Here is a 17,741-nt window from a genome sequence, read left to right as displayed (position 1 = left end):
AAGGTCGGAGGATTAGGCATGACACCCGTAGGAATCGCCATCGCCCCATGCCGCCACGGCACCCAGAATAGATCGCCTCTGTTCACAGCCTAGCGAGGTTCATTATGTATACCGCCATCGGATATGCCGCCCAATCGCCCACCACTCCCCTCGCCCCGATGAAATTCCAGCGCCGTAGCCCGCAGGCTGACGACGTGGCCATCGACATCCTCTACTGTGGCGTCTGCCACTCCGATATCCACCAGGCCCGCAATGAATGGGGCATCGCCGTCTACCCGCTGATGCCCGGTCATGAGATCGTAGGCAAGGTTACCGCGGTCGGTGCGAATGTGACCCGCTATAAGGTCGGTGACCTGGTGGGCGTTGGCTGCATGGTCGACTCCTGCCGCGAATGCGAGGCCTGTCGCGCCGACCTGGAACAATACTGCTACCAGGGCATGACGCAGACCTACGCCAGCCCGGATCGCATCAGCGGCGGCCACACCATGGGGGGATACTCCAACAGCATCGTGGTCAGCGAGCATTTCGTGCTGCGCATACCGCAGACACTCGACCCGGCCGCTGCCGCGCCGATCCTCTGCGCCGGCATCACCACCTACTCGCCCCTCAAGCACCACGGTGTGAAGGCCGGCGACAAGGTCGGCGTGCTGGGCATGGGTGGGCTGGGCCATATGGGCATCAAGTTCGCCAAGGCCATGGGTGCGGAAGTGACTCTGTTCACCCGCTCGGCCGGCAAGGCTGAAGAGGCCCGTCGCCAGGGCGCCGACCATGTGATCGTATCCACCGACCCTGCGCAGATGGCCGCTGCCGCCGGACGCTTCAACTTCCTGCTGGACACCATTCCGGTACAGCACGACCTCAACCCCTACCTCGACACGTTGCGTTTCGACGGCGTGCACATCCTGGTAGGCCTGGTGGAACCGATCGATCCGCCGGTCCATGCCGCGAAACTGATCATGGGTCGTCGCGTCCTGGCCGGCTCGTTGATCGGCGGCATCGCAGAGACCCAGGAAGTGCTGGACTTCTGCGCCGAACACAACATCAGCTGCGACATCGAAATGCTCGACATCCGCCAGATCAACGAGGCCTACAGCCGCATGATCGCCGGTGACGTGAAGTACCGCTTCGTCATCGACATGGCGACGCTCAAGGCCTGATTTTCCTCAGACCTTGGCGCCCAGCTCCGCCGACAGCCGGGCTGTGACCCCTTTGACCAGGGGAATCAGCTCGGCCATTTTTTCCAATGGCATGTACGGCACGGTGCTGGCGATGCTGATACCGGCGACGATACGCTTGCCGGCGTCGCGAATCGGTGCCGCCACACAACGAATCGACGGTTCGTTGTCCTCCAGGTCGAACGCGTAGCCCCCCGCCACGTACTCCCGCATCCGCTGCTGGAACTGCTCCCAGGATTGCTCCTGATGCTGCGGCCAGAACTGATTTTTTCCTACTGCCGGCAAGCTGATTTCATACAAGCGCTGCCATTGCTCCTCAGTGTCGTCCAGCATCAGCGCCTTGCCGATCCCCGTACGCGCCAACGGCATGCGATGCCCCACCCGCGAGCGCATCTCCGGACCATTGCGTCCCGGATTCTTCAGCAGGTACAAGACCTCGTCGCCCTCGCGAATCGCCAGGTGCACGGTGTCACCGGTCAACGCCGACAGCTCGTCCAGATACGGTCCCGCCAGGCTCACCAGGGGCAATTCCTCCCGGGCCTGGAAACCCAGCTCGATCAGTTTCGGTCCCAGCAGATAACCCACCTGCGGCACCACTCGCAGGTACCGCTCGTCCACCAGGCAACTGGCCAGGCGATGGGTCGTGCTGCGGGTGGTACCGATCAGCCGGGCGATTTCCTTCAGATCCCGGGCGCCACTGGCAACCGCATGGACCACACCCAGGCCGCGCAGCAGGGTTTGCGTGCCAGTAGGCGCGGCGTCCTTGGTGATTTTTGGATCGTCTTGCTGCATATCCGGCCTTCGACTGTGAGCGGGGAACGGGCGGCATTATGGTCGCCCGCCCCGTCGGACTACAACTCGATGCGCTCGACCTTCCCCACCAGCAGGATGTAGGACAGCGCGCCAGCCAGGGCCAGGACAGAGATATAGGTGATGGCCGGGGCAAACGAATCGCCGCTGGCGAGGAGGCCAATGACGATCGGCGTCGCGATGGCCGCCAGGTTACCGATGAAGTTGAACACCCCTGCGGTCAACCCGAGCAATCGCGCCGGCGCCAGGGTGGAAACCAGCGACCAGGTGATCGACGCCAGGCCATTGCCGAAGAATGCCAGGGCCAGGAACGCGATCACCAGCGGCGTCGACTCGACAAAGTTGGCGCCGATGATCGAAGTGGAAATCAGCAACCCACCGATGATCGGCAACTTGCGTGCGAATCCTACCGTGGCGCCGCGACGAATCAGCCAGTCGGAGAAGAAACCGGAGCACAGCACGCCGACAAATGCCGCAAGGAACGGCAACGACGCCAGTAGGCCGGACTTGATGAAATCCATGCCACGGTATTTCACCAGGTAAGTGGGGAACCAGGTGAGGAAAAACCACAGCGTGGAGTTGAGGCAGAACTGCCCCAGGTAAATGCCCCACAACTTGCGTTGGGTCAGGACGATCCCCAGGTCGGCCCAGCTGAATTTCGCCTTCACTCGGGCAGTCTCGGCCTGGATATCCACCAACCCGCCGCCTTCGCGAATCAGCTCGATCTCTGCGGCGTTGGCGCCTTTGAAGTCACGTGGTTCGCGATACACCGCGTACCAGATCACCGCCCAGAGAATCCCCACCGCGCCGGTCACCACGAACACCATGTGCCAGCCGAACGTGTGCTGCAGCCAGGCCAGTACCGGCGTCAGGAATGCCAGGCCGACGAACTGTCCGGAGGTATAGAAACCGATGGCCGTGGCCCGCTCGCGCTCAGGGAACCAGGTAGTGACGACACGACTGTTGATCGGATAGGCCGGCGCTTCCAGGGCGCCGACGGCCATGCGCAGCACGAACAAGGCGATGAAGCTGGCGGCGAACCCCAGCATGACCGTGGCCACCGACCATAGCAGCAGCGCGACGCTGTAGAGAATGCGCGGCGGCACCCGGTCCACCAGCCAGCCACCCGGGATCTGCATGGCGGCGTAGGTCCAGCCGAACGCCGAGAAGATCAGCCCGACATGGATCGGGTCGATGCCCAGGTCACTGGTCAGTGCGGGGGCGGCAATGGACAGGTTGCTGCGGTCCAGATAGTTGATCACCACCGTGATGAACAGCAGGACCATGATGAAAAAACGCTTGCGGCTGGGCGTCACCAACGACGCTTGCGCGCTCAGGGTGTGCGCTTGCATGTGAGGTGCCTCTTTTTTATGTTTATTGAGGAAACGGGCGTATCGAAGAAGATCTCCCTGCTTGCGAAGATCAAATTGTGGGAGCGAGCCTGCTCGCGATGAGGGCGTGTCAGTTGGTACATGTGTAACTGATACATCGCCATCGCGAGCAAGCTCGCTCCCACAGGGTCAGGCCTGACTTACCATTCGGCGAAACTGCCGTCGGCATGACGCCAGATCGGATTGCGCCAGCGATGGCCGATGGCCGCACGCTCGATCACGTATTCCTCGTTGATCTCGATACCCAGGCCCGGGCCATTGGGGATTTTCACGAAGCCTTTCTCGTAGTCGAACACCCGCGGATCCTTGATGTAGTCCAGCAGGTCGTTGCTCTCGTTGTAGTGGATACCCAGGCTCTGTTCCTGGATGAACGCGTTGTAGCAGGCCGCATCCAGTTGCAGGCACGCCGCCAGGGCGATGGGGCCCAGCGGGCAGTGCAGCGCCAGCGCCACGTCGTAGGCTTCGGCCATGTTGGCGATCTTGCGGGTTTCGGTGATGCCGCCGGCATGGGAGGCATCCGGCTGGATGATGTCCACGTAGCCTTCGCTGAGTACCCTCTTGAAATCCCAGCGGGAAAACAGCCGCTCGCCCAAGGCGATCGGCGTGCTGGTCAGCGGCGCCAGTTCCTTCAACGCTTCGTAGTTTTCGCTGAGCACCGGCTCCTCGATGAACATCAGCTTGTAGGGGTCGAGTTCCTTCATCAGCACCTTGGCCATGGGCTTGTGGACCCGACCGTGGAAATCCACGCCGATGCCGACGTTCGGCCCCACCGCGTCCCGCACCGCCGCGACGTTGGCGAGGGCCAGGTCGACCTTTTCGAACGTGTCGAGAAACTGCAGTTCTTCGGTGCCATTCATCTTCACTGCGGTGAACCCCCGCCCCACGGCCTCCTTGGCGGCGCGTGCGGTGTCCGCCGGCCGGTCGCCGCCGATCCATGAATAGACGCGGATCTTGTCGCGCACCTGGCCGCCCAGCAGATCGCTGACCGACACGCCCAGGGCCTTGCCCTTGATATCCCACAACGCCTGGTCGATACCGGCCAGGGCACTCATGTGCACCGCTCCGCCCCGGTAGAAGCCGCCGCGATAGAGCACGGTCCAGATGTCTTCGATATTGCGTGGGTCCTTGCCGATCAGGTAGTCGGACAATTCCTCGACGGCAGCCGCCACCGTGTGGGCGCGCCCCTCGACCACGGGCTCGCCCCAACCAGTGACGCCTTCGTCGGTTTCGACCTTGAGGAAGCACCAGCGCGGCGGAACGATAAACGTGGTCAATTTGGTGATTTTCATCGTGTTGTCTCTCTTGTCGGATGCAGCGCACGGAGCGCCGGAAAAATCTTCAGTTCAAGGCTTTCCACGCGGCCACGTATGCCTTGGCGCGCACCGCCACCTCATCGGCCGTCAGGCCTGGCTTGAACAGACCGGAGCCGAGGCCGAAGCCCTTCACGCCCGCCTCGACGAACGGCGTCATGTTGTCGGGTGCGATTCCCCCCACTGGCACCAGCACGGTCCCGGCCGGCAATACCGCGAGCCAGGCCTTGACCACCGCCGGGCCCATTTGCTCGGCGGGAAACATCTTCAATACATGGGCGCCTTCGGCCAACGCGGCAAACGCCTCGGTCGGGGTGGCGACCCCGGGCGACAGGTACAGCCCCGCCGCTTTCGCCGCCCGCAGCACCTTCGGATCGCTGTGAGGCATGACGATCACCTGGCCGCCAGCGGCTTTCACCCGGGCAACCTGCTCCGGTGTGAGCACCGTACCGGCACCGATCAGGCAATCGGCGGGCAAGGTACTGCGCAGGATGCGAATACTTTCGTACGGTTCGGGGGAGTTGAGCGGCACTTCGATGACTCGGAATCCGGCCTCGTACAGGACGTGGCCGATGGCTGTCGCTTCCTGGGGACGCAGACCGCGCAGAATCGCGATCAACCCGTTTTGCGCCAGGGCTTGTGTGAGCATTGTCAGACCTCCAGTCAGGTTCAGCGGCCAAGCAGCCCGGCCGCCACGGCCAACTGCCACAAACCACGTTCGGTGGCCTGTTCGGCCAGGGTCACCCGGGCGAAACCGCAGGCGTCGAGGGCCCGTTGGTAACGGGCACAGAGTTGGGAATTGCCAATCAGCACCACCGTCGGCAGATGGACGCTGTTGCGGCGTTGGCGTTGCACGGCGGCCAGTGCCGTCAGTTCGTGGCCGATCAACAGGCCGGACAGGTAGTCCGCCTGGGCACCGGCGGCAAGTTCGCCGGTCAGGCCCAGGCTGCGGGCACTGAACACGGTGGATAACGGGCCGGCCTGGCCATCCGTCGACAAGGCCACGTGCACGCCCCGGTCAAAGGCCTGAGCGTCGAAAGCCACGCCTCGTTGCTGGGTACGGCCGAGAATGCTGTGGTCGCTGAGCACGGCGAAGATCTCGCCGGTCATGAAGGTGTCGAAGTGCACGATGCAGCTGTCAGCCACTTCCACCCATTTGGAGTGGCTGCCAGGCAGGCCGATCAGCACGGCTTCGTTCGGCAGGCTGTGCAAGGCGCCCAGCACCTGGGTCTCTTCGCCGCGCATGACATTGGGCAGCCGCGAACGCTGGATCACCCCCGGCACGATGTGTACATCGACACCACGCAGGCTGCGGATGGTTTGCAGGGAGTGCCCGAGCTGGGCGACATCGGCTGGCGTGTCGCAGTAAGGTGCCTCACGCCAGCCCTGGGCGCTGCCGACCATGCCGCAGGCGATCACGGGCAGGCCTGGTTGCGCGTCGAGCCAGTCGCCGCAGGCCTCGTCGAACGCCAGTTCGAAACCGTCCGTGCAGGCCAGCCCGGCCACCGTTCGCGGCCCGGCAGGCAATTGCATGATTCCCGAGGATAACGAGCGCTGTTCGAGCACCTCGCCTCCGTCGGCGAGTTTGTATGCCCGTAATGAGGTGGTCCCCCAATCGAGCGCGATCAATTGCGCCTGCATCCGCTTCACCTGTTCTGTTTTTTGGCAGTGAGTGAACGGACTATAAACCCGGGCGCAGCAAAATCTCAATATATAAATATTGATCCCATATATAGGGATAAGCTTTGATTAAAGCCCATCGCTATCCGCCAACGACCCTGCTAAGTTTCCTGATCGGATGCCTTAGTCACTCAGGGAAAACGTTTATGGGCCAACTGCTGAAAATCCTTGGTCGCACCTCCTCGATCAATGTCAGAAAAGTGCTGTGGACCTGTCAGGAACTTGAGATCCCCTACGACCGTGAAGATTGGGGCATCGGTTTCAATTCCACCCACGACCCTGCATTCCTGGCCCTGAACCCCAACGCCCAGGTGCCGGTGATCATCGACGAGAACGGCGTGCTCTGGGAATCGAACACCATCTGCCGCTACCTGGCAGGCAAGCAAGGGCGCGATGACCTGCTGCCTGCCGAACCTGCAGCCCGGTCACGAATCGAGCAATGGATGGATTGGCAGGCGACGGAACTCAACCCGTCATGGGGTTATGCATTCCATGCCCTGGTACGCAAGAACCCGGATTTCCAGGACCCGCAGCGCATCGCTGCCGGTATCAAAGGGTGGAACGAGAAGATGGGGCTGCTTGAACAGCAGTTGAACCGCACCGGCGCCTACGTGGCCGGCAAGGACTTTTCCCTCGCGGACGTGCTCATCGGGCTGTCGGTGCACCGCTGGCGCCAGACGCCCATGGAGCGCCCGGACTACCCGGCCGTGGCCGCCTATTGCAAGCGGCTGGAACAGCGACCGGGGTTTGCCGAATACGCAGGCGACACCTATTGCTGAGGCGTTCAATTGCCTTGGGCGAAGTCCCGCAGCACCTTGCCGTCCATTCGGTAGCGCACCCATTCCTCCTGGGGTTGCGCGCCGAGGGACTTGTAGAACTCGATGGCCGGCGTGTTCCATTCCAGCACGCTCCACTCGAAGCGACCGCAGTCGTTGTCGCAGGCGATCTTTGCCAGGTGGCGCAGCAAGGTCTTGCCCGCACCGCCGCCGCGCTGTTCAGGCGTGATGTACAAGTCTTCCAGGTACAGGCAATTGCTGCCCAGCCAGGTCGAATAGCTGAAGAAAAACACCGCGAAACCGATCGGCACACCGTCGCGCAGGCAGATCAGCCCGTGGGCGGTCGCGCCTTCGCTGAACAGGCTGCGCTCGATGTCGGCGACGCTGGCGATGACTTCGTGGCGGGCTTTTTCGTAGTCGGCCAACTCGGTGATGAAGGCAAGGATTTGAGGCGCATCGCTGGGTTGCGCGGGACGGATCTCGATCGACATGAACGGCCCTTGTAGCCAATGGAAAGCGCCATACTAAGCCGCTACGCAGCGCTCGTCACACCTCAATGATCCCGCCCTTCAAAACGCCATTCGTCGCCCATACGGCACCAACGCCTATCCCGGGCAGCCCAAGATCAGGCAAGTATCCGAAAAATGGAGGCGACACCATGATCACTGCAAGGCTGACTGCATTCACATTTGCCGCATTGCTTTCCTCGGTGGCCCTGGCGGCTTCCACCTCCGGAACCGGCCCCACCGACCCGGTACAAGCACCCAACTCACCGGCGACCCAGGGCCTGCCCAAGTTGAACACCGACGGCACAGGCGGCACCTTGAACAACGGCCAGCCTCCGGCCACCGGGACCGATCCACGCGTGCAGGGCAACGACACCGGGCGCCAGGGTGGCTTGAACACCCCCGACACCAACACCCCCGACAACGCCGAGACCGGCGTGGGTTCCAAGACCACCACCGGGGGATCGGGCTCGGAAGGTGGCGCCGCCAGCCAATAACCGCTGAGCGACAGATGAGGAGGAATTGGCATGCCTCGTGGAAGCAAAGACAAGTACACCGACAAGCAGAAACGCAAGGCCGAACACATCGAAGAGAGCTATGAGCAAAAAGGTGTGTCCGAAGGCCAGGCCGAGGCGCGGGCCTGGGCAACGGTGAACAAGCAGTCCGGCGGCGGCGAACACTCCGGCGGGTCGGGCAAGAAAAAACCCGCCGAGCAGAAGAAAACCGACCGCAAGGAATCGGCCCGACGCGCCGCCAAGACCCGCGAAGGACATCCGCGTACCAGCAAGGCCTCCCATGAGGCCCAGACCGTGGATAGCCTGATGAAGGAGGCCCGGGCGAAGAACATTCCCGGCCGATCGAAGATGCGCAAGGAGGAGCTGATCCAAGCGCTGCGCAAGGCCGGCTAGTAAGCGGCAACACGCCATCGCGAGCCGGCTCGCGATGGCGTTGGGTCAGCTGACGATGAGTTCGAGCCACCCTTTTCCCAGGCTCTACGAAAAGCCTTTGATACTCATCCATGCAGCGTTGAAAACGGCCTCGCCATGCTCATGTACTCCCGCACTCTGCGCTTGCTCGGCTGTTCTCCCGTTGCCTGACCTTTGTCTCAAGACTCTTCGTACGGAGCCTGGCAAACCTCAGCGTTGCTTCATCCGGTCGATGACCACCGCCAACAGCAGGATCGAGCCACGGATGACGTACTGGTAGAACGTGTCGATGTTCTTCAGGTTCATCGCGTTCTCGATGATCGCCAGGATCAGTACCCCGGCGATGACGTGGCGAATCATGCCGATGCCACCGCTCAACGACACCCCACCCAGGACGCAGGCGGAAATCACCGTGAGCTCGAACCCCTGGCCGATCATCGGTTGGCCGGAAGTCATGCGCGACGCCAGGATCACTCCCGCCAGCGCACCGATCACGCCATGCACGGCGAAGATGATGATCTTGGTGCGGTCGACATTGACCCCCGCCAGCAAGGCCGCCTCCTGGTTGCCACCGATGGCCATGGTGTTGCGCCCATAGGTGGTGTAGTTCAGCAGCCAGCCGAAGAACAGGAAGCAGACGATGGTGATCAGGATCGGTACCGGCACGCCGAACAGTTGGCCGTTGCCGTACACGAAGAACGCTTCCTGGGACACACCCACCGCCTTGCCATTGGCAAAGATGTAGGCCAGGCCCCGGACGATCTGCATGGTCGCCAAGGTAGTGATCAACGCATTGACCCGCAGCTTGGCAATGACGATACCGTTGATGAGGCCGACGATCAGCCCCATCACCAACGCCGCGCCGATGCCCAGGAAAACGCTGTTGGTGTCACGCATCACCACCGCCGCCACCACGCCGGCGCAGGCGATCACCGAGCCGACCGACAGGTCGAAGTGCCCGGACGCCAGGCAATACAGCATGGTGCAAGCGGCGATGCCCGTGGTGGAAATCGCCAGGCCCAAGCCCCGCATGTTCAGCGGAGACAGGAAGTTGTCGATCATCAGGGTGCAGAGCACGAAGATCCCGATGGCCGCCAGCAGCATGACCCAGTCGTCCAGGAAACGCCGCAGGTCCAGGGGTTTGCGTGCCGTCGGCAGTGCATTGTTTTGAATGGTCATGATTACCTCTCAGTTCGCCGCGTCGGCAACGCGTTGGCGTGGCAGCGCCAGTTGCAGCAGGTTGGATTCATTGGCCTGGTCACGGGGCAGTTCGCCACGCAAGGTCCCTTCGCAGAGCACCAGGATTCGGTCGGAAATACCCATCACTTCCATCAGGTCGCTGGACACCACGATCACGGCGATGCCATCGGCCGCCAGGTTGTGGATGATCTGGTAGATCTCGGCCTTGGCCCCGATATCGATGCCACGTGTCGGCTCGTCCAGCAGTAGCACCTTCATCGGCATCGACAGCCAGCGACCGAGGATCGCCTTCTGCTGATTGCCACCGGACAGGTACATGATTTTCTGCCCGGCTGTCGGCGTCTTCACTTTCAGCGCCTTGATCTGCTTGTCGGCATTGCCTCGTTCCCAATCGCCCCGCAGCAGGCAGCCGAGGGTGGAATGGGACGCACGGGCGCTGATGTTGATGTTCTCGCCCACGCTGCCCAACGGAATGATGCCTTCCTTCTTGCGGTCTTCCGGACAGAGCAGCACGCCGGCGGCGATGGCATCCCTTGGAGAACGCAATTTCAAGTCGTGGCCGTGCAGGACGAGGCTCCCCTCGCTCTGGCGTTCGAGGCCGCTGAGCAAACGCAGCAACTCGGTACGACCGGCGCCGACCAACCCGAACAGGCCGAGGATCTCGCCCTGGTGCACCTGGAAACTCACCGGCTCGCGCAGGCCCGGCCCCAGCAGCTCCTTCACTTGCAGCGCCACGTCACCCCGCTCCCGCGGGCGGTAGTCATAGATGTCCTGGATATCGCGACCGACCATGCAAGTTACCAACTGGTCATGGGTCAACTCGCTCATGTCCTCGAAGGTACGCACGTAGCGACCGTCCTTGAACACCGTCACCGCGTCACAGATACGGAACACTTCTTCCATGCGGTGGCTGACGTACAGCACCACTTTGCCCTCGTCCCGCAGGCGCCCTATGATCGTCATCAAACGATCGATTTCCCGAGCCGAAAGGCTGCTGGTGGGCTCGTCGAACGCAATGACATGGGCGCCCCGGGACAAGGCCTTGGCGATCTCCACCAGTTGCCGCTGGCCGAGAGACAGGCGACCGACTTTCTCCAGCGGATCGATTTCATCGGCCAGGCCCTTGAGCAACGATAGCGCCTGCTGGCGCAGCACGCTGCGATTGACCAGGCCGAAACGGGCCGGCAGGTGCCCCAGGAACAGGTTTTCCGCCACGGTCATTTCCGGCACCAGGTGCAATTCCTGGTGGATCACCGCCACACCGCTGGCGATGCTGTCGGCGGTGCATTTGAACGCCATCGTCTGCTCGCCGATCTGCAACTCGCCACTGCTGGGAATGTAGGCGCCACCGAGAATCTTCAATAACGTGGACTTGCCCGCGCCGTTCTCGCCCATCAAGGCATGGACCTGCCCCGGATGGGCAACGAAACTGATATTGGCCAGCGCCTGCACGCCAGGAAAGGCCTTGCCGATCCCATTGAACCGCAGGCTGGCGCCGGTGTTGTGTTGTTGTGTCGCTGTCTGCGCTTGCATAACCACCTCGAACTCACAGAGATCAAGCGGCGCCGTCGAGGTCCTGTCCGAAGCTGGGGACAGGACACCTGCGCCGCTTTTGAATCAACCGGCCATCAATTCCACAGGCCGATCTTTTCCAGCTCCTGCTTGAAGTTCTCCCGAGTGATCAGCGTCACCTCATCCATGGCGGTGTACTTCGGTGGCTCCTTGCCGGTGGTGACCCACTCGAACATCATCTCGGCGGTCTTGTAGCCTTCGATGTGCGGGCTTGGCAGCATCGAGCCGAAGAAGCCGCTCTCCGGTTTCTTCAATTCGCCGATGGCGTCGGTACCGTTGATGCCGATCCCGATCACGTTGGCGGCCTTGAACCCGGCGGCTTCGGTAGCGCGTACGCCACCCAGCACCGTGTTGTCGTTCATGCCACCGATGATCAGGTTCTTCGCGGCGCTGGGCAGTTTCACCAGCGCGGAGTTGGTGGAGTCCATGCTGCCGGGTACGTCGAGGGTCTTGAGGGCCGAGAAGAGGATGTGGTCCTCGGGCATGCCGGCTTTCTTCAGGGCATCGACCGAACCGTCGGTGCGTTTCTTGCCAGTGTCCAGTTCGTTGTAGGTGTTGATCACCGCGTAGGTGTCTTTCCAGTCCCAGCCGCGTTTCTTCGCTTCGGCGGCCATGGCGGCGCCCTGCTTCTGGCCCACTTCGAATGCGGCCATGCCCAGGTACGGCACATCCTCCATGAACTTGCCGTTGGCATCGACGAAACGGTCATCCACCGCGATGACTTTCAGATCGTTGAGCTTGGCCTTGGCCATGATCGCCGGACCCAGGGACACGTCCGGCGGGCAGATGACGAAGCCCTTGGCACCATTGGCGGCAAGACTGTCGATGGCCGAGAGGGTCTTCTCGCCGTCAGGCACGGCGATCTTGATCACTTTGAAGCCTCGGTCCTTGCCGGCCTTCTCGGCGAACGCCCATTCGGTCTGGAACCAGGGCTCCTCGGCCTGCTTGACCAGGAAGCCGATTTTCACCTCTTCAGCGGCCAGCAGGTTGCTGCCGAAAGTGAACGCGGTAACGGCCAGGGCGGCGCGACACAGGGAACGAATCCCACGACGATGATTCATAGCTGACTCCTTGTTTTTTTTATTGAAAGCCAAGGCCTCGGTTCTGCTCCCCTACGGGGTGGTGCTGCGCAGGCCGGGCCGTCAAATCGTGTTGCTACAGCATAGATCCAAATAGTCATATCGTATGATGATTGGATGACAGACAGCATAACCACCTGCCAACCCGGACATTCAGTCGTGATACATGACCGAACGTCCACCATCGAGGGTGATGCATGAAGCGTTGATGAAAGGTGCTTCGTCGCTGGCCAGGAACACGGCCGTCATTGCCACCTCGATCGGCTGGCCGATGCGCCGGGGCGGATGCAAGTCCATCGCCCGCTGGCGTTCGGCATGGGGGTCGGCAAAGCCGTTCCAGTAATCGACGTTCAGTTGGGTCTCGATATAACCTGGTGCGATGGCATTGACACGTATGCCCTTGGGCGCATATTCGATGCCCAGGGCGCGGGTCAGGCCGAGCAAGCCGTGCTTGGCCACCGGGTAAGGAAAACAGCCGGGAATGATGTGGGACGAGTGGGTCGAAGCGATGTTGATGATGCTGCCCACGCCCTGTTCCAGCATCTGCGGCAACACCGCCTTGCAGCCATACCAGGCGCCGTCCAGGTCGATGGCGAAACAGCGACGCCAGTCTTCTTCGCTCATCTGCAGCGGATCGCGGAACACATTGACGCCAGCGCAATTCACCAGCACATCGATGCGTCCGTGCAGTTCCACGGCGCGGCGTGCCATGGCGTGCAGGTCATGCTGTTTCGCCACATCGACTTTCAATGCTTGCACATCCGCCCCGCGCTCCCGCCACTGAGCGGCGACCTGCTCGACCTTTTCGCCCTGGATATCGCTGATCACCAACCGCGCCTGCTGCGAAGCGAACGCGGCGACGATCGCCTCGCCGATCCCTTGGGCGGCACCGGTCAACAGCACCACCTTGTTCTTCAATCGCTCGCCCTTGGGTGGCTCGGGCACCGGTGGCAAGCAAAGCGGTTGGGCCATCGCTCAGCCCCCCCGGTTCGAAGGCGTGCCAAAGGCCGGGCATCCAGGGATGACCGGCCTTTGGCATTGCTGGAACGGAGAGTCGCTTGTGCCACCGAGGCACGCAAGGGCAGATCGTTGCATCACTTCACCTGTGTTGTTTTTTTAGTGTGAGTGCATGTTGCTGATGGAACCGACTATAAACCCGACCGCCGAACAATCTCAATATATATATTTACATCCCATATTTTGGGATTTAACCCGCAAACCGTGTACACGGTATACCCGGCACATCCACCCGCATGGACAGCACTGCACCGTCCAGCGGATGACCCAGCGGGCTTGCCGCACTGGTGATGTACAGGGTCTTGAGGTCTTCCCCGCCAAATACGCAACTGGTCGGGCGGCTGACCGGCAGCTCGATGACCCGGTCGATATGTCCCTGCGGACTCAACCGCAACAGGCAACTGCCGTCCCAGCGCGCGTTCCAGATATAGCCGCGGGCGTCCATCGCCGAACCGTCGGGACCGCCCCGCGAGTGAGGACCGAACCAGACCTCGGCCGGCGCCAGGCTGCCATCGGGGTAGATGAAATGTCGGTACAGCGTGCCATCGAGGCTTTCGCCGAAATACACCGTGGTACCGTCGGGGCTCCATAGCAGGGTGTTGGGAATGCCCAGCCCCCGCAGCAACGGCATGACCCGGCCATCGCCCCCCACCCGGAACAGGCCACCCGAGCGGCGCTCGATGGGCAGGTCTTCGCCGTCTTCACCGATGTTGTTCTGCATCGTGCCGAGCCAGAGCCGGCCCAGCGCGTCACAACGAGCTTCGTTGGCCCGGTTGCCCGGCTGGGGATCGGCCATGCACAGCAACGTCAGCCGAGGTTCCAGCCCTGGCGACTCCAGGTCGAGACGGTAGACGCCGCTGCTCAGCGTCACCAGGGCATCACCTCTCTGGGTCGGGATGAAGGCGGATACGTGCTCGGGCATCTGCCAGATCTGCACATTGGCGCCGATCAAGCGCAAGGCCTGCCTGCCCGCGATATCGACCCAGTAGAGCGCCTGGGTCGGCTCGTCCCAGAAAGGGCCCTCGCCCAGTTTCGCCCTATGTTCCGTCACAGCCTTCCACATCACTGAATCCTCCTGTTTCCGGCTTGCCCGGCGGTGTCGGTACGACCGGCCATCACATCAGGGTAAAACCGTTTGATGGCCAGGTCGGCATTGTCGATCAAGGTCATGCAGGCCCAGACGCCACGCGCCGCATCACGAGCGGCGATGGCTTCGGCGATGTCCTTGTGGATAGGCAAGGTGCGGCGCAGTTCGTCCGGGTCGGCAGCCGACACCTCGAACGACACCGCCAGCAACGCACCCAGGGCCGGGATCATTTGTTCGATGAATTGATTATGACTGGCGGCGAGGATGCACTCATGGAAAAACTGGTCGGCCAGATTGTAGTCCGCGCCGCTGTCCACGGCCCGCTCCAGTGCATGGTAGGCCAGACGGATGGCCTCTACCTGTTCGGCGGTCGCCCGCTCGCAGGCCCACCGCACCGCCATGGGCTCGATGGTCCGGCGCAGGTCCAGCAAGTCGTCCACAAAGTTCTCCGGCAGGCCGCTGCGCGACAGCCAGCCGACCACCTGTGGATCGAAGAGGTTCCAGCGCCGCACCGGCAATACCCGCGTACCGACTTTCGGCCCGACCTCCAGCATGCCCTTGGCCACCAGGGTCTTGATCGCCTCACGAATGACCGTACGGCTGACACCCAATTGCTCGCCCAGGTCCGCCTCGACCTTGATGGTCTGCCCAGGCTTGACCTGGCCGGCGGCGATCCAGCCCCCCAGCCAATCGACGGTCGATGCATGATAACTGCTGGACATGAACACCCCATGAGCACTCTCGATGGAGGCTCACGCTAATCATCATATGATTGGGTGTCAATTTGAATTTCGGTTGGCCTCACAACGGGGGCCGGAGCTTCCTACCGGATCTACGGTTCCAGGCCGATGGGAAAGAACTCACCGCCGCTCCAGACGCCCAGCCATCGCTGGCCGTCGATTTCGCGGCTCACCCCCAGCTCGACCAGTTGGTAGAAGACATTGCGATGGATCAGCGCTTCCAGGTTGCTGCGCACATGAACGTAAGGCGCGGGCTCCTGGGTGTGGGGATCGATCACCACCCGTATCGGATGTTCGAGGCCGGCCTCGGTGGTTTCGTCGACATTGGTCGTGAAGCGTAGCAACTGCCCTTCCCCCTCGCCTTCGACCTCGAGGGTCACGGCCACGAACGGCGCATCGTCGACCTGGATGCCGACTTTTTCCACGGGGGTGATCAGGAAGTAGTCATCGCCGTCACGGCGGATGATGGTGGAAAACAGCTTGACCATCGGCTTTCGCCCGATGGGCGTCCCCAGGTAATACCAGGTACCGTCCCGGGCGATGCGCATGTCGATGTCGCCGCAGAAGTCGGGGTTCCACAGGTGGACCGGTGGCAGGCCTCTGGTCTTGGGGATCTGCCCCAGCAAGTCATTGGCTTTTTGCGGTCCGCTCATGTCGACTCCTTGTGTTTACTGATCACTCATCCCCAGCAGGCTGCGGGCATATTCACGCAAGGGTGGGGCGATGAGGTCTTGTGGTTGTTTGTCGTGCAGTGTCAGCAAACCGCCACGACTCTTGATACGTGCAGTATCGATCAAATACTGGGTACTGGTCTCGATCAACATGATCTGGATCACGCTGGTGTCGACGCCCAGGCGGTCCACGGCTTCCTCGTCCAACCATTCGTCGGTGTTGCCGATGCGGTTGTCGGCCTTGGCGAACCGGGTATACAGCAGGTAATGGGCACCGGCGGCACGGGCTTCGCCCATGGCCTGGTCGAGGCCCTCAGGAACCCGGGCGCGCCGAACCATGGGGAAATATTCGATGAAACCGTTGAAGGCTTCCTCGGCCACGACATTGGGTCGCGGATAGGCGCTGCCCGGCGGAGCGAAGGCCCCCTGGGCAATATAGATAAAGGAATCGGGCTGGATACGCAGGTTATTCACACGACGGCTATCGCTGTGATCCAGCAGGCCGGCGTCGCTCATGTGATAACGCACGCCCTCCCCCATGTCGCTGACATTCATGCAGCCGCCAAGCACCAAGACGGCCAGCAGCAAAACCAGGCTACGCATCCTACCCTCCAGAGACCGGTGTCGGAAAACCGGCGAATGGCCGTTGGATGCAGCTTTTGCGCCAGTTCGATAGATGAGGGGTCCGTCATATTCCTGTTGCAAGGGGATTCATCCCCGATGGGGTGCGAGGCGCCCCTTGTAATGCAGTCAGTCCGATTCCCAGAGGTGACAGGTCCGAGGGCTGTTTCGCACCCCGACGGGAATAGATCCCCTCGCCATAAAGGCGGGTCAGCCGCCGATGATCTTCATGATGGTGGCGCCGCCGGAAAACGCTACTTCCTGCTTGTCTCCCAGGGCCTTGACCAGCAACCGCTGGATAGCCGGCAAGGCCTGGTGTCGAGGTTTATCCAGCAGGTCGCCAATGAAGTGACGATTGCTCGACGACAGGCAGCCGTGCAACCAGCCCGTCGAGGACAACCGCAGCCGCGAGCAGGTACGGCAGAACGGCACGCTTTCGTTGGCGATCACCCCGAAGTGCCCCATGCCCGGAATCTCGTAACGTACCGCCGTGGCATCCACCGGCGCGTTGGCCTGGAGGTATTCGTACCGGTCGCCAATCAGGCTCAACAGCTGTTCGAGGCTGACGAACTGCTGCAGGAATGCATTGGAGTCGCTGGCCAGGTGGCCCATGCGCATCAACTCGATGAAACGCAGCTCGTAACCCCGCTCCAGGCAGTATTCGAGCAGCGGCATGACCTGGTCCAGGTTCTGTCCGCGCAACGGCACCATGTTGACCTTGATCTTCATGCCCGCCGCCCGGGCCTGGTCCATGCCGTCAAGCACGGTCGCCAGGTCGCCCCCTCGTGCGATCCCGCGAAACGCAGAAGGATCCAGGGTGTCGAGGGAAACGTTGATGCGACGGATTCCGGCGTCCACCAGCAAAGGCAGTTTCTTCGCCAACAATTGGCCGTTGGTGGTCAGGCTGATGTCTTCCAGCCCCATCTGCCCCACCGCCGTCATGAAACGCTCGAGTTTTGGGCTCACCAGCGGCTCGCCACCGGTGATGCGCAAACGCTCGATACCGGCGGCTTCGATCAGGTAAGCCACGCCTCGGGCCATCGCCTCGGCCGACAGCTCATCCTGTGCGGCGACCAGACGCTTGCCATCAGGTACGCAGTAGGTACAGGCGTAGTTGCAGGCGGAAGTCAGGCTGACTCGCAAATTGCGAAAACGCCTGCCCTGACGATCAACGATCATG

General features: G+C 62.0%; 19 protein-coding genes. 4 read left to right on the top strand and 15 right to left on the bottom strand.

What is annotated here, in order from left to right:
- Window positions 1-104 precede the first annotated feature (104 nt).
- Window positions 105-1,157, top strand: a complete 1,053-nt coding sequence (locus BT179_RS14785) for an NAD(P)-dependent alcohol dehydrogenase (RefSeq protein ID WP_072393296.1) — start codon at window positions 105-107, stop codon at window positions 1,155-1,157.
- Window positions 1,158-1,163: 6 nt separating this feature from the next.
- Here BT179_RS14785 and BT179_RS14780 read toward each other — a convergent pair whose 3' ends face one another.
- The 5 genes from BT179_RS14780 to BT179_RS14760 all read right to left on the bottom strand — a co-directional run bounded on the left by BT179_RS14780 (window position 1,164) and on the right by BT179_RS14760 (window position 6,327).
- Complete coding sequence (locus BT179_RS14780) at window positions 1,164-1,967, bottom strand: IclR family transcriptional regulator (protein WP_072393299.1); 804 nt, start codon at window positions 1,965-1,967, stop codon at window positions 1,164-1,166.
- Between the two features lie 59 nt (window positions 1,968-2,026).
- Complete coding sequence (locus tag BT179_RS14775; RefSeq protein WP_072431819.1) at window positions 2,027-3,337, bottom strand: MFS transporter; 1,311 nt, start codon at window positions 3,335-3,337, stop codon at window positions 2,027-2,029.
- A gap of 179 nt (window positions 3,338-3,516) precedes the next feature.
- Complete coding sequence (gene dgoD / locus BT179_RS14770) at window positions 3,517-4,665, bottom strand: galactonate dehydratase (protein WP_072393306.1); 1,149 nt, start codon at window positions 4,663-4,665, stop codon at window positions 3,517-3,519.
- A gap of 49 nt (window positions 4,666-4,714) precedes the next feature.
- Entirely contained in the window at window positions 4,715-5,335 is a 621-nt protein-coding gene (locus BT179_RS14765) for a 2-dehydro-3-deoxy-6-phosphogalactonate aldolase (RefSeq protein ID WP_072431818.1), read from the bottom strand.
- Between the two features lie 20 nt (window positions 5,336-5,355).
- Window positions 5,356-6,327, bottom strand: coding sequence for a 2-dehydro-3-deoxygalactonokinase (locus tag BT179_RS14760; RefSeq protein ID WP_072393312.1), 972 nt, complete (start codon window positions 6,325-6,327; stop codon window positions 5,356-5,358).
- A gap of 185 nt (window positions 6,328-6,512) precedes the next feature.
- On the opposite strand from BT179_RS14760, the gene BT179_RS14755 reads away from it, so the two are divergent.
- On the top strand, window positions 6,513-7,145 hold the full coding sequence (locus tag BT179_RS14755; protein WP_072393315.1) for a glutathione S-transferase family protein: 633 nt from the start codon (window positions 6,513-6,515) through the stop codon (window positions 7,143-7,145).
- A 5-nt stretch (window positions 7,146-7,150) separates the two neighbouring features.
- Here BT179_RS14755 and BT179_RS14750 read toward each other — a convergent pair whose 3' ends face one another.
- Window positions 7,151-7,633 carry a GNAT family N-acetyltransferase gene (locus BT179_RS14750; protein ID WP_072393318.1) on the bottom strand — a complete coding sequence of 161 codons (483 nt, stop codon included), beginning with the start codon at window positions 7,631-7,633 and terminating at the stop codon, window positions 7,151-7,153.
- Between the two features lie 167 nt (window positions 7,634-7,800).
- On the opposite strand from BT179_RS14750, the gene BT179_RS14745 reads away from it, so the two are divergent.
- Both BT179_RS14745 and BT179_RS14740 read left to right on the top strand, forming a co-directional pair.
- Window positions 7,801-8,145, top strand: coding sequence for a hypothetical protein (locus BT179_RS14745; protein WP_072393321.1), 345 nt, complete (start codon window positions 7,801-7,803; stop codon window positions 8,143-8,145).
- 30 nt (window positions 8,146-8,175) lie between these two features.
- Window positions 8,176-8,556 carry a Rho termination factor N-terminal domain-containing protein gene (locus BT179_RS14740; protein ID WP_072431817.1) on the top strand — a complete coding sequence of 127 codons (381 nt, stop codon included), beginning with the start codon at window positions 8,176-8,178 and terminating at the stop codon, window positions 8,554-8,556.
- Between the two features lie 228 nt (window positions 8,557-8,784).
- Here the strand turns inward: BT179_RS14740 and araH are convergent, their stop codons facing one another.
- From araH to BT179_RS14695, 9 genes are all read right to left on the bottom strand, one after another.
- Window positions 8,785-9,753: an L-arabinose ABC transporter permease AraH gene (araH, locus tag BT179_RS14735; RefSeq protein WP_072393328.1), complete on the bottom strand. Its 969-nt coding sequence runs from the start codon at window positions 9,751-9,753 to the stop codon at window positions 8,785-8,787.
- 9 nt (window positions 9,754-9,762) lie between these two features.
- Window positions 9,763-11,307: an L-arabinose ABC transporter ATP-binding protein AraG gene (gene araG, locus BT179_RS14730; protein WP_072431816.1), complete on the bottom strand. Its 1,545-nt coding sequence runs from the start codon at window positions 11,305-11,307 to the stop codon at window positions 9,763-9,765.
- Between the two features lie 95 nt (window positions 11,308-11,402).
- On the bottom strand, window positions 11,403-12,407 hold the full coding sequence (locus tag BT179_RS14725; protein WP_072393334.1) for a substrate-binding domain-containing protein: 1,005 nt from the start codon (window positions 12,405-12,407) through the stop codon (window positions 11,403-11,405).
- A gap of 171 nt (window positions 12,408-12,578) precedes the next feature.
- Complete coding sequence (locus tag BT179_RS14720) at window positions 12,579-13,397, bottom strand: SDR family oxidoreductase (RefSeq protein ID WP_072393337.1); 819 nt, start codon at window positions 13,395-13,397, stop codon at window positions 12,579-12,581.
- Between the two features lie 235 nt (window positions 13,398-13,632).
- On the bottom strand, window positions 13,633-14,508 hold the full coding sequence (locus BT179_RS14715) for an SMP-30/gluconolactonase/LRE family protein (protein ID WP_072431815.1): 876 nt from the start codon (window positions 14,506-14,508) through the stop codon (window positions 13,633-13,635).
- Entirely contained in the window at window positions 14,505-15,251 is a 747-nt protein-coding gene (locus tag BT179_RS14710) for a FadR/GntR family transcriptional regulator (protein ID WP_072393343.1), read from the bottom strand. Before BT179_RS14710 ends, BT179_RS14715 begins: the two co-directional genes overlap by 4 nt.
- Before the next feature lie 110 nt (window positions 15,252-15,361).
- Complete coding sequence (locus tag BT179_RS14705) at window positions 15,362-15,922, bottom strand: DUF1285 domain-containing protein (protein ID WP_072431814.1); 561 nt, start codon at window positions 15,920-15,922, stop codon at window positions 15,362-15,364.
- A 15-nt stretch (window positions 15,923-15,937) separates the two neighbouring features.
- Window positions 15,938-16,543, bottom strand: coding sequence for a DUF4823 domain-containing protein (locus BT179_RS14700; RefSeq protein WP_072393349.1), 606 nt, complete (start codon window positions 16,541-16,543; stop codon window positions 15,938-15,940).
- Between the two features lie 228 nt (window positions 16,544-16,771).
- Entirely contained in the window at window positions 16,772-17,740 is a 969-nt protein-coding gene (locus tag BT179_RS14695; RefSeq protein ID WP_072431813.1) for a GTP 3',8-cyclase MoaA, read from the bottom strand.
- Between the last annotated feature and the right edge of the window lies 1 nt (window position 17,741).

The sequence above is a fragment of the Pseudomonas sp. NFACC43 genome, from assembly GCF_900119645.1.
Lineage (GTDB): Bacteria > Pseudomonadota > Gammaproteobacteria > Pseudomonadales > Pseudomonadaceae > Aquipseudomonas.
This window is presented reverse-complemented; position numbering and strand designations above follow the sequence as displayed.

Bases quoted from the DNA above. Each gene is read 5' to 3' on its own strand.
- BT179_RS14785 (WP_072393296.1), top strand. From the start codon at position 105: ATGTATACCGCCATCGGATATGCCGCCCAATCGCCCACCACTCCCCTC.
- BT179_RS14780 (WP_072393299.1), bottom strand. From the start codon at position 1,967: ATGCAGCAAGACGATCCAAAAATCACCAAGGACGCCGCGCCTACTGGC.
- BT179_RS14775 (WP_072431819.1), bottom strand. From the start codon at position 3,337: ATGCAAGCGCACACCCTGAGCGCGCAAGCGTCGTTGGTGACGCCCAGC.
- dgoD (WP_072393306.1), bottom strand. From the start codon at position 4,665: ATGAAAATCACCAAATTGACCACGTTTATCGTTCCGCCGCGCTGGTGC.
- BT179_RS14765 (WP_072431818.1), bottom strand. From the start codon at position 5,335: ATGCTCACACAAGCCCTGGCGCAAAACGGGTTGATCGCGATTCTGCGC.
- BT179_RS14760 (WP_072393312.1), bottom strand. From the start codon at position 6,327: ATGCAGGCGCAATTGATCGCGCTCGATTGGGGGACCACCTCATTACGG.
- BT179_RS14755 (WP_072393315.1), top strand. From the start codon at position 6,513: ATGGGCCAACTGCTGAAAATCCTTGGTCGCACCTCCTCGATCAATGTC.
- BT179_RS14750 (WP_072393318.1), bottom strand. From the start codon at position 7,633: ATGTCGATCGAGATCCGTCCCGCGCAACCCAGCGATGCGCCTCAAATC.
- BT179_RS14745 (WP_072393321.1), top strand. From the start codon at position 7,801: ATGATCACTGCAAGGCTGACTGCATTCACATTTGCCGCATTGCTTTCC.
- BT179_RS14740 (WP_072431817.1), top strand. From the start codon at position 8,176: ATGCCTCGTGGAAGCAAAGACAAGTACACCGACAAGCAGAAACGCAAG.
- araH (WP_072393328.1), bottom strand. From the start codon at position 9,753: ATGACCATTCAAAACAATGCACTGCCGACGGCACGCAAACCCCTGGAC.
- araG (WP_072431816.1), bottom strand. From the start codon at position 11,307: ATGCAAGCGCAGACAGCGACACAACAACACAACACCGGCGCCAGCCTG.
- BT179_RS14725 (WP_072393334.1), bottom strand. From the start codon at position 12,407: ATGAATCATCGTCGTGGGATTCGTTCCCTGTGTCGCGCCGCCCTGGCC.
- BT179_RS14720 (WP_072393337.1), bottom strand. From the start codon at position 13,397: ATGGCCCAACCGCTTTGCTTGCCACCGGTGCCCGAGCCACCCAAGGGC.
- BT179_RS14710 (WP_072393343.1), bottom strand. From the start codon at position 15,251: ATGTCCAGCAGTTATCATGCATCGACCGTCGATTGGCTGGGGGGCTGG.
- BT179_RS14705 (WP_072431814.1), bottom strand. From the start codon at position 15,922: ATGAGCGGACCGCAAAAAGCCAATGACTTGCTGGGGCAGATCCCCAAG.
- BT179_RS14700 (WP_072393349.1), bottom strand. From the start codon at position 16,543: ATGCGTAGCCTGGTTTTGCTGCTGGCCGTCTTGGTGCTTGGCGGCTGC.
- BT179_RS14695 (WP_072431813.1), bottom strand. From the start codon at position 17,740: ATGATCGTTGATCGTCAGGGCAGGCGTTTTCGCAATTTGCGAGTCAGC.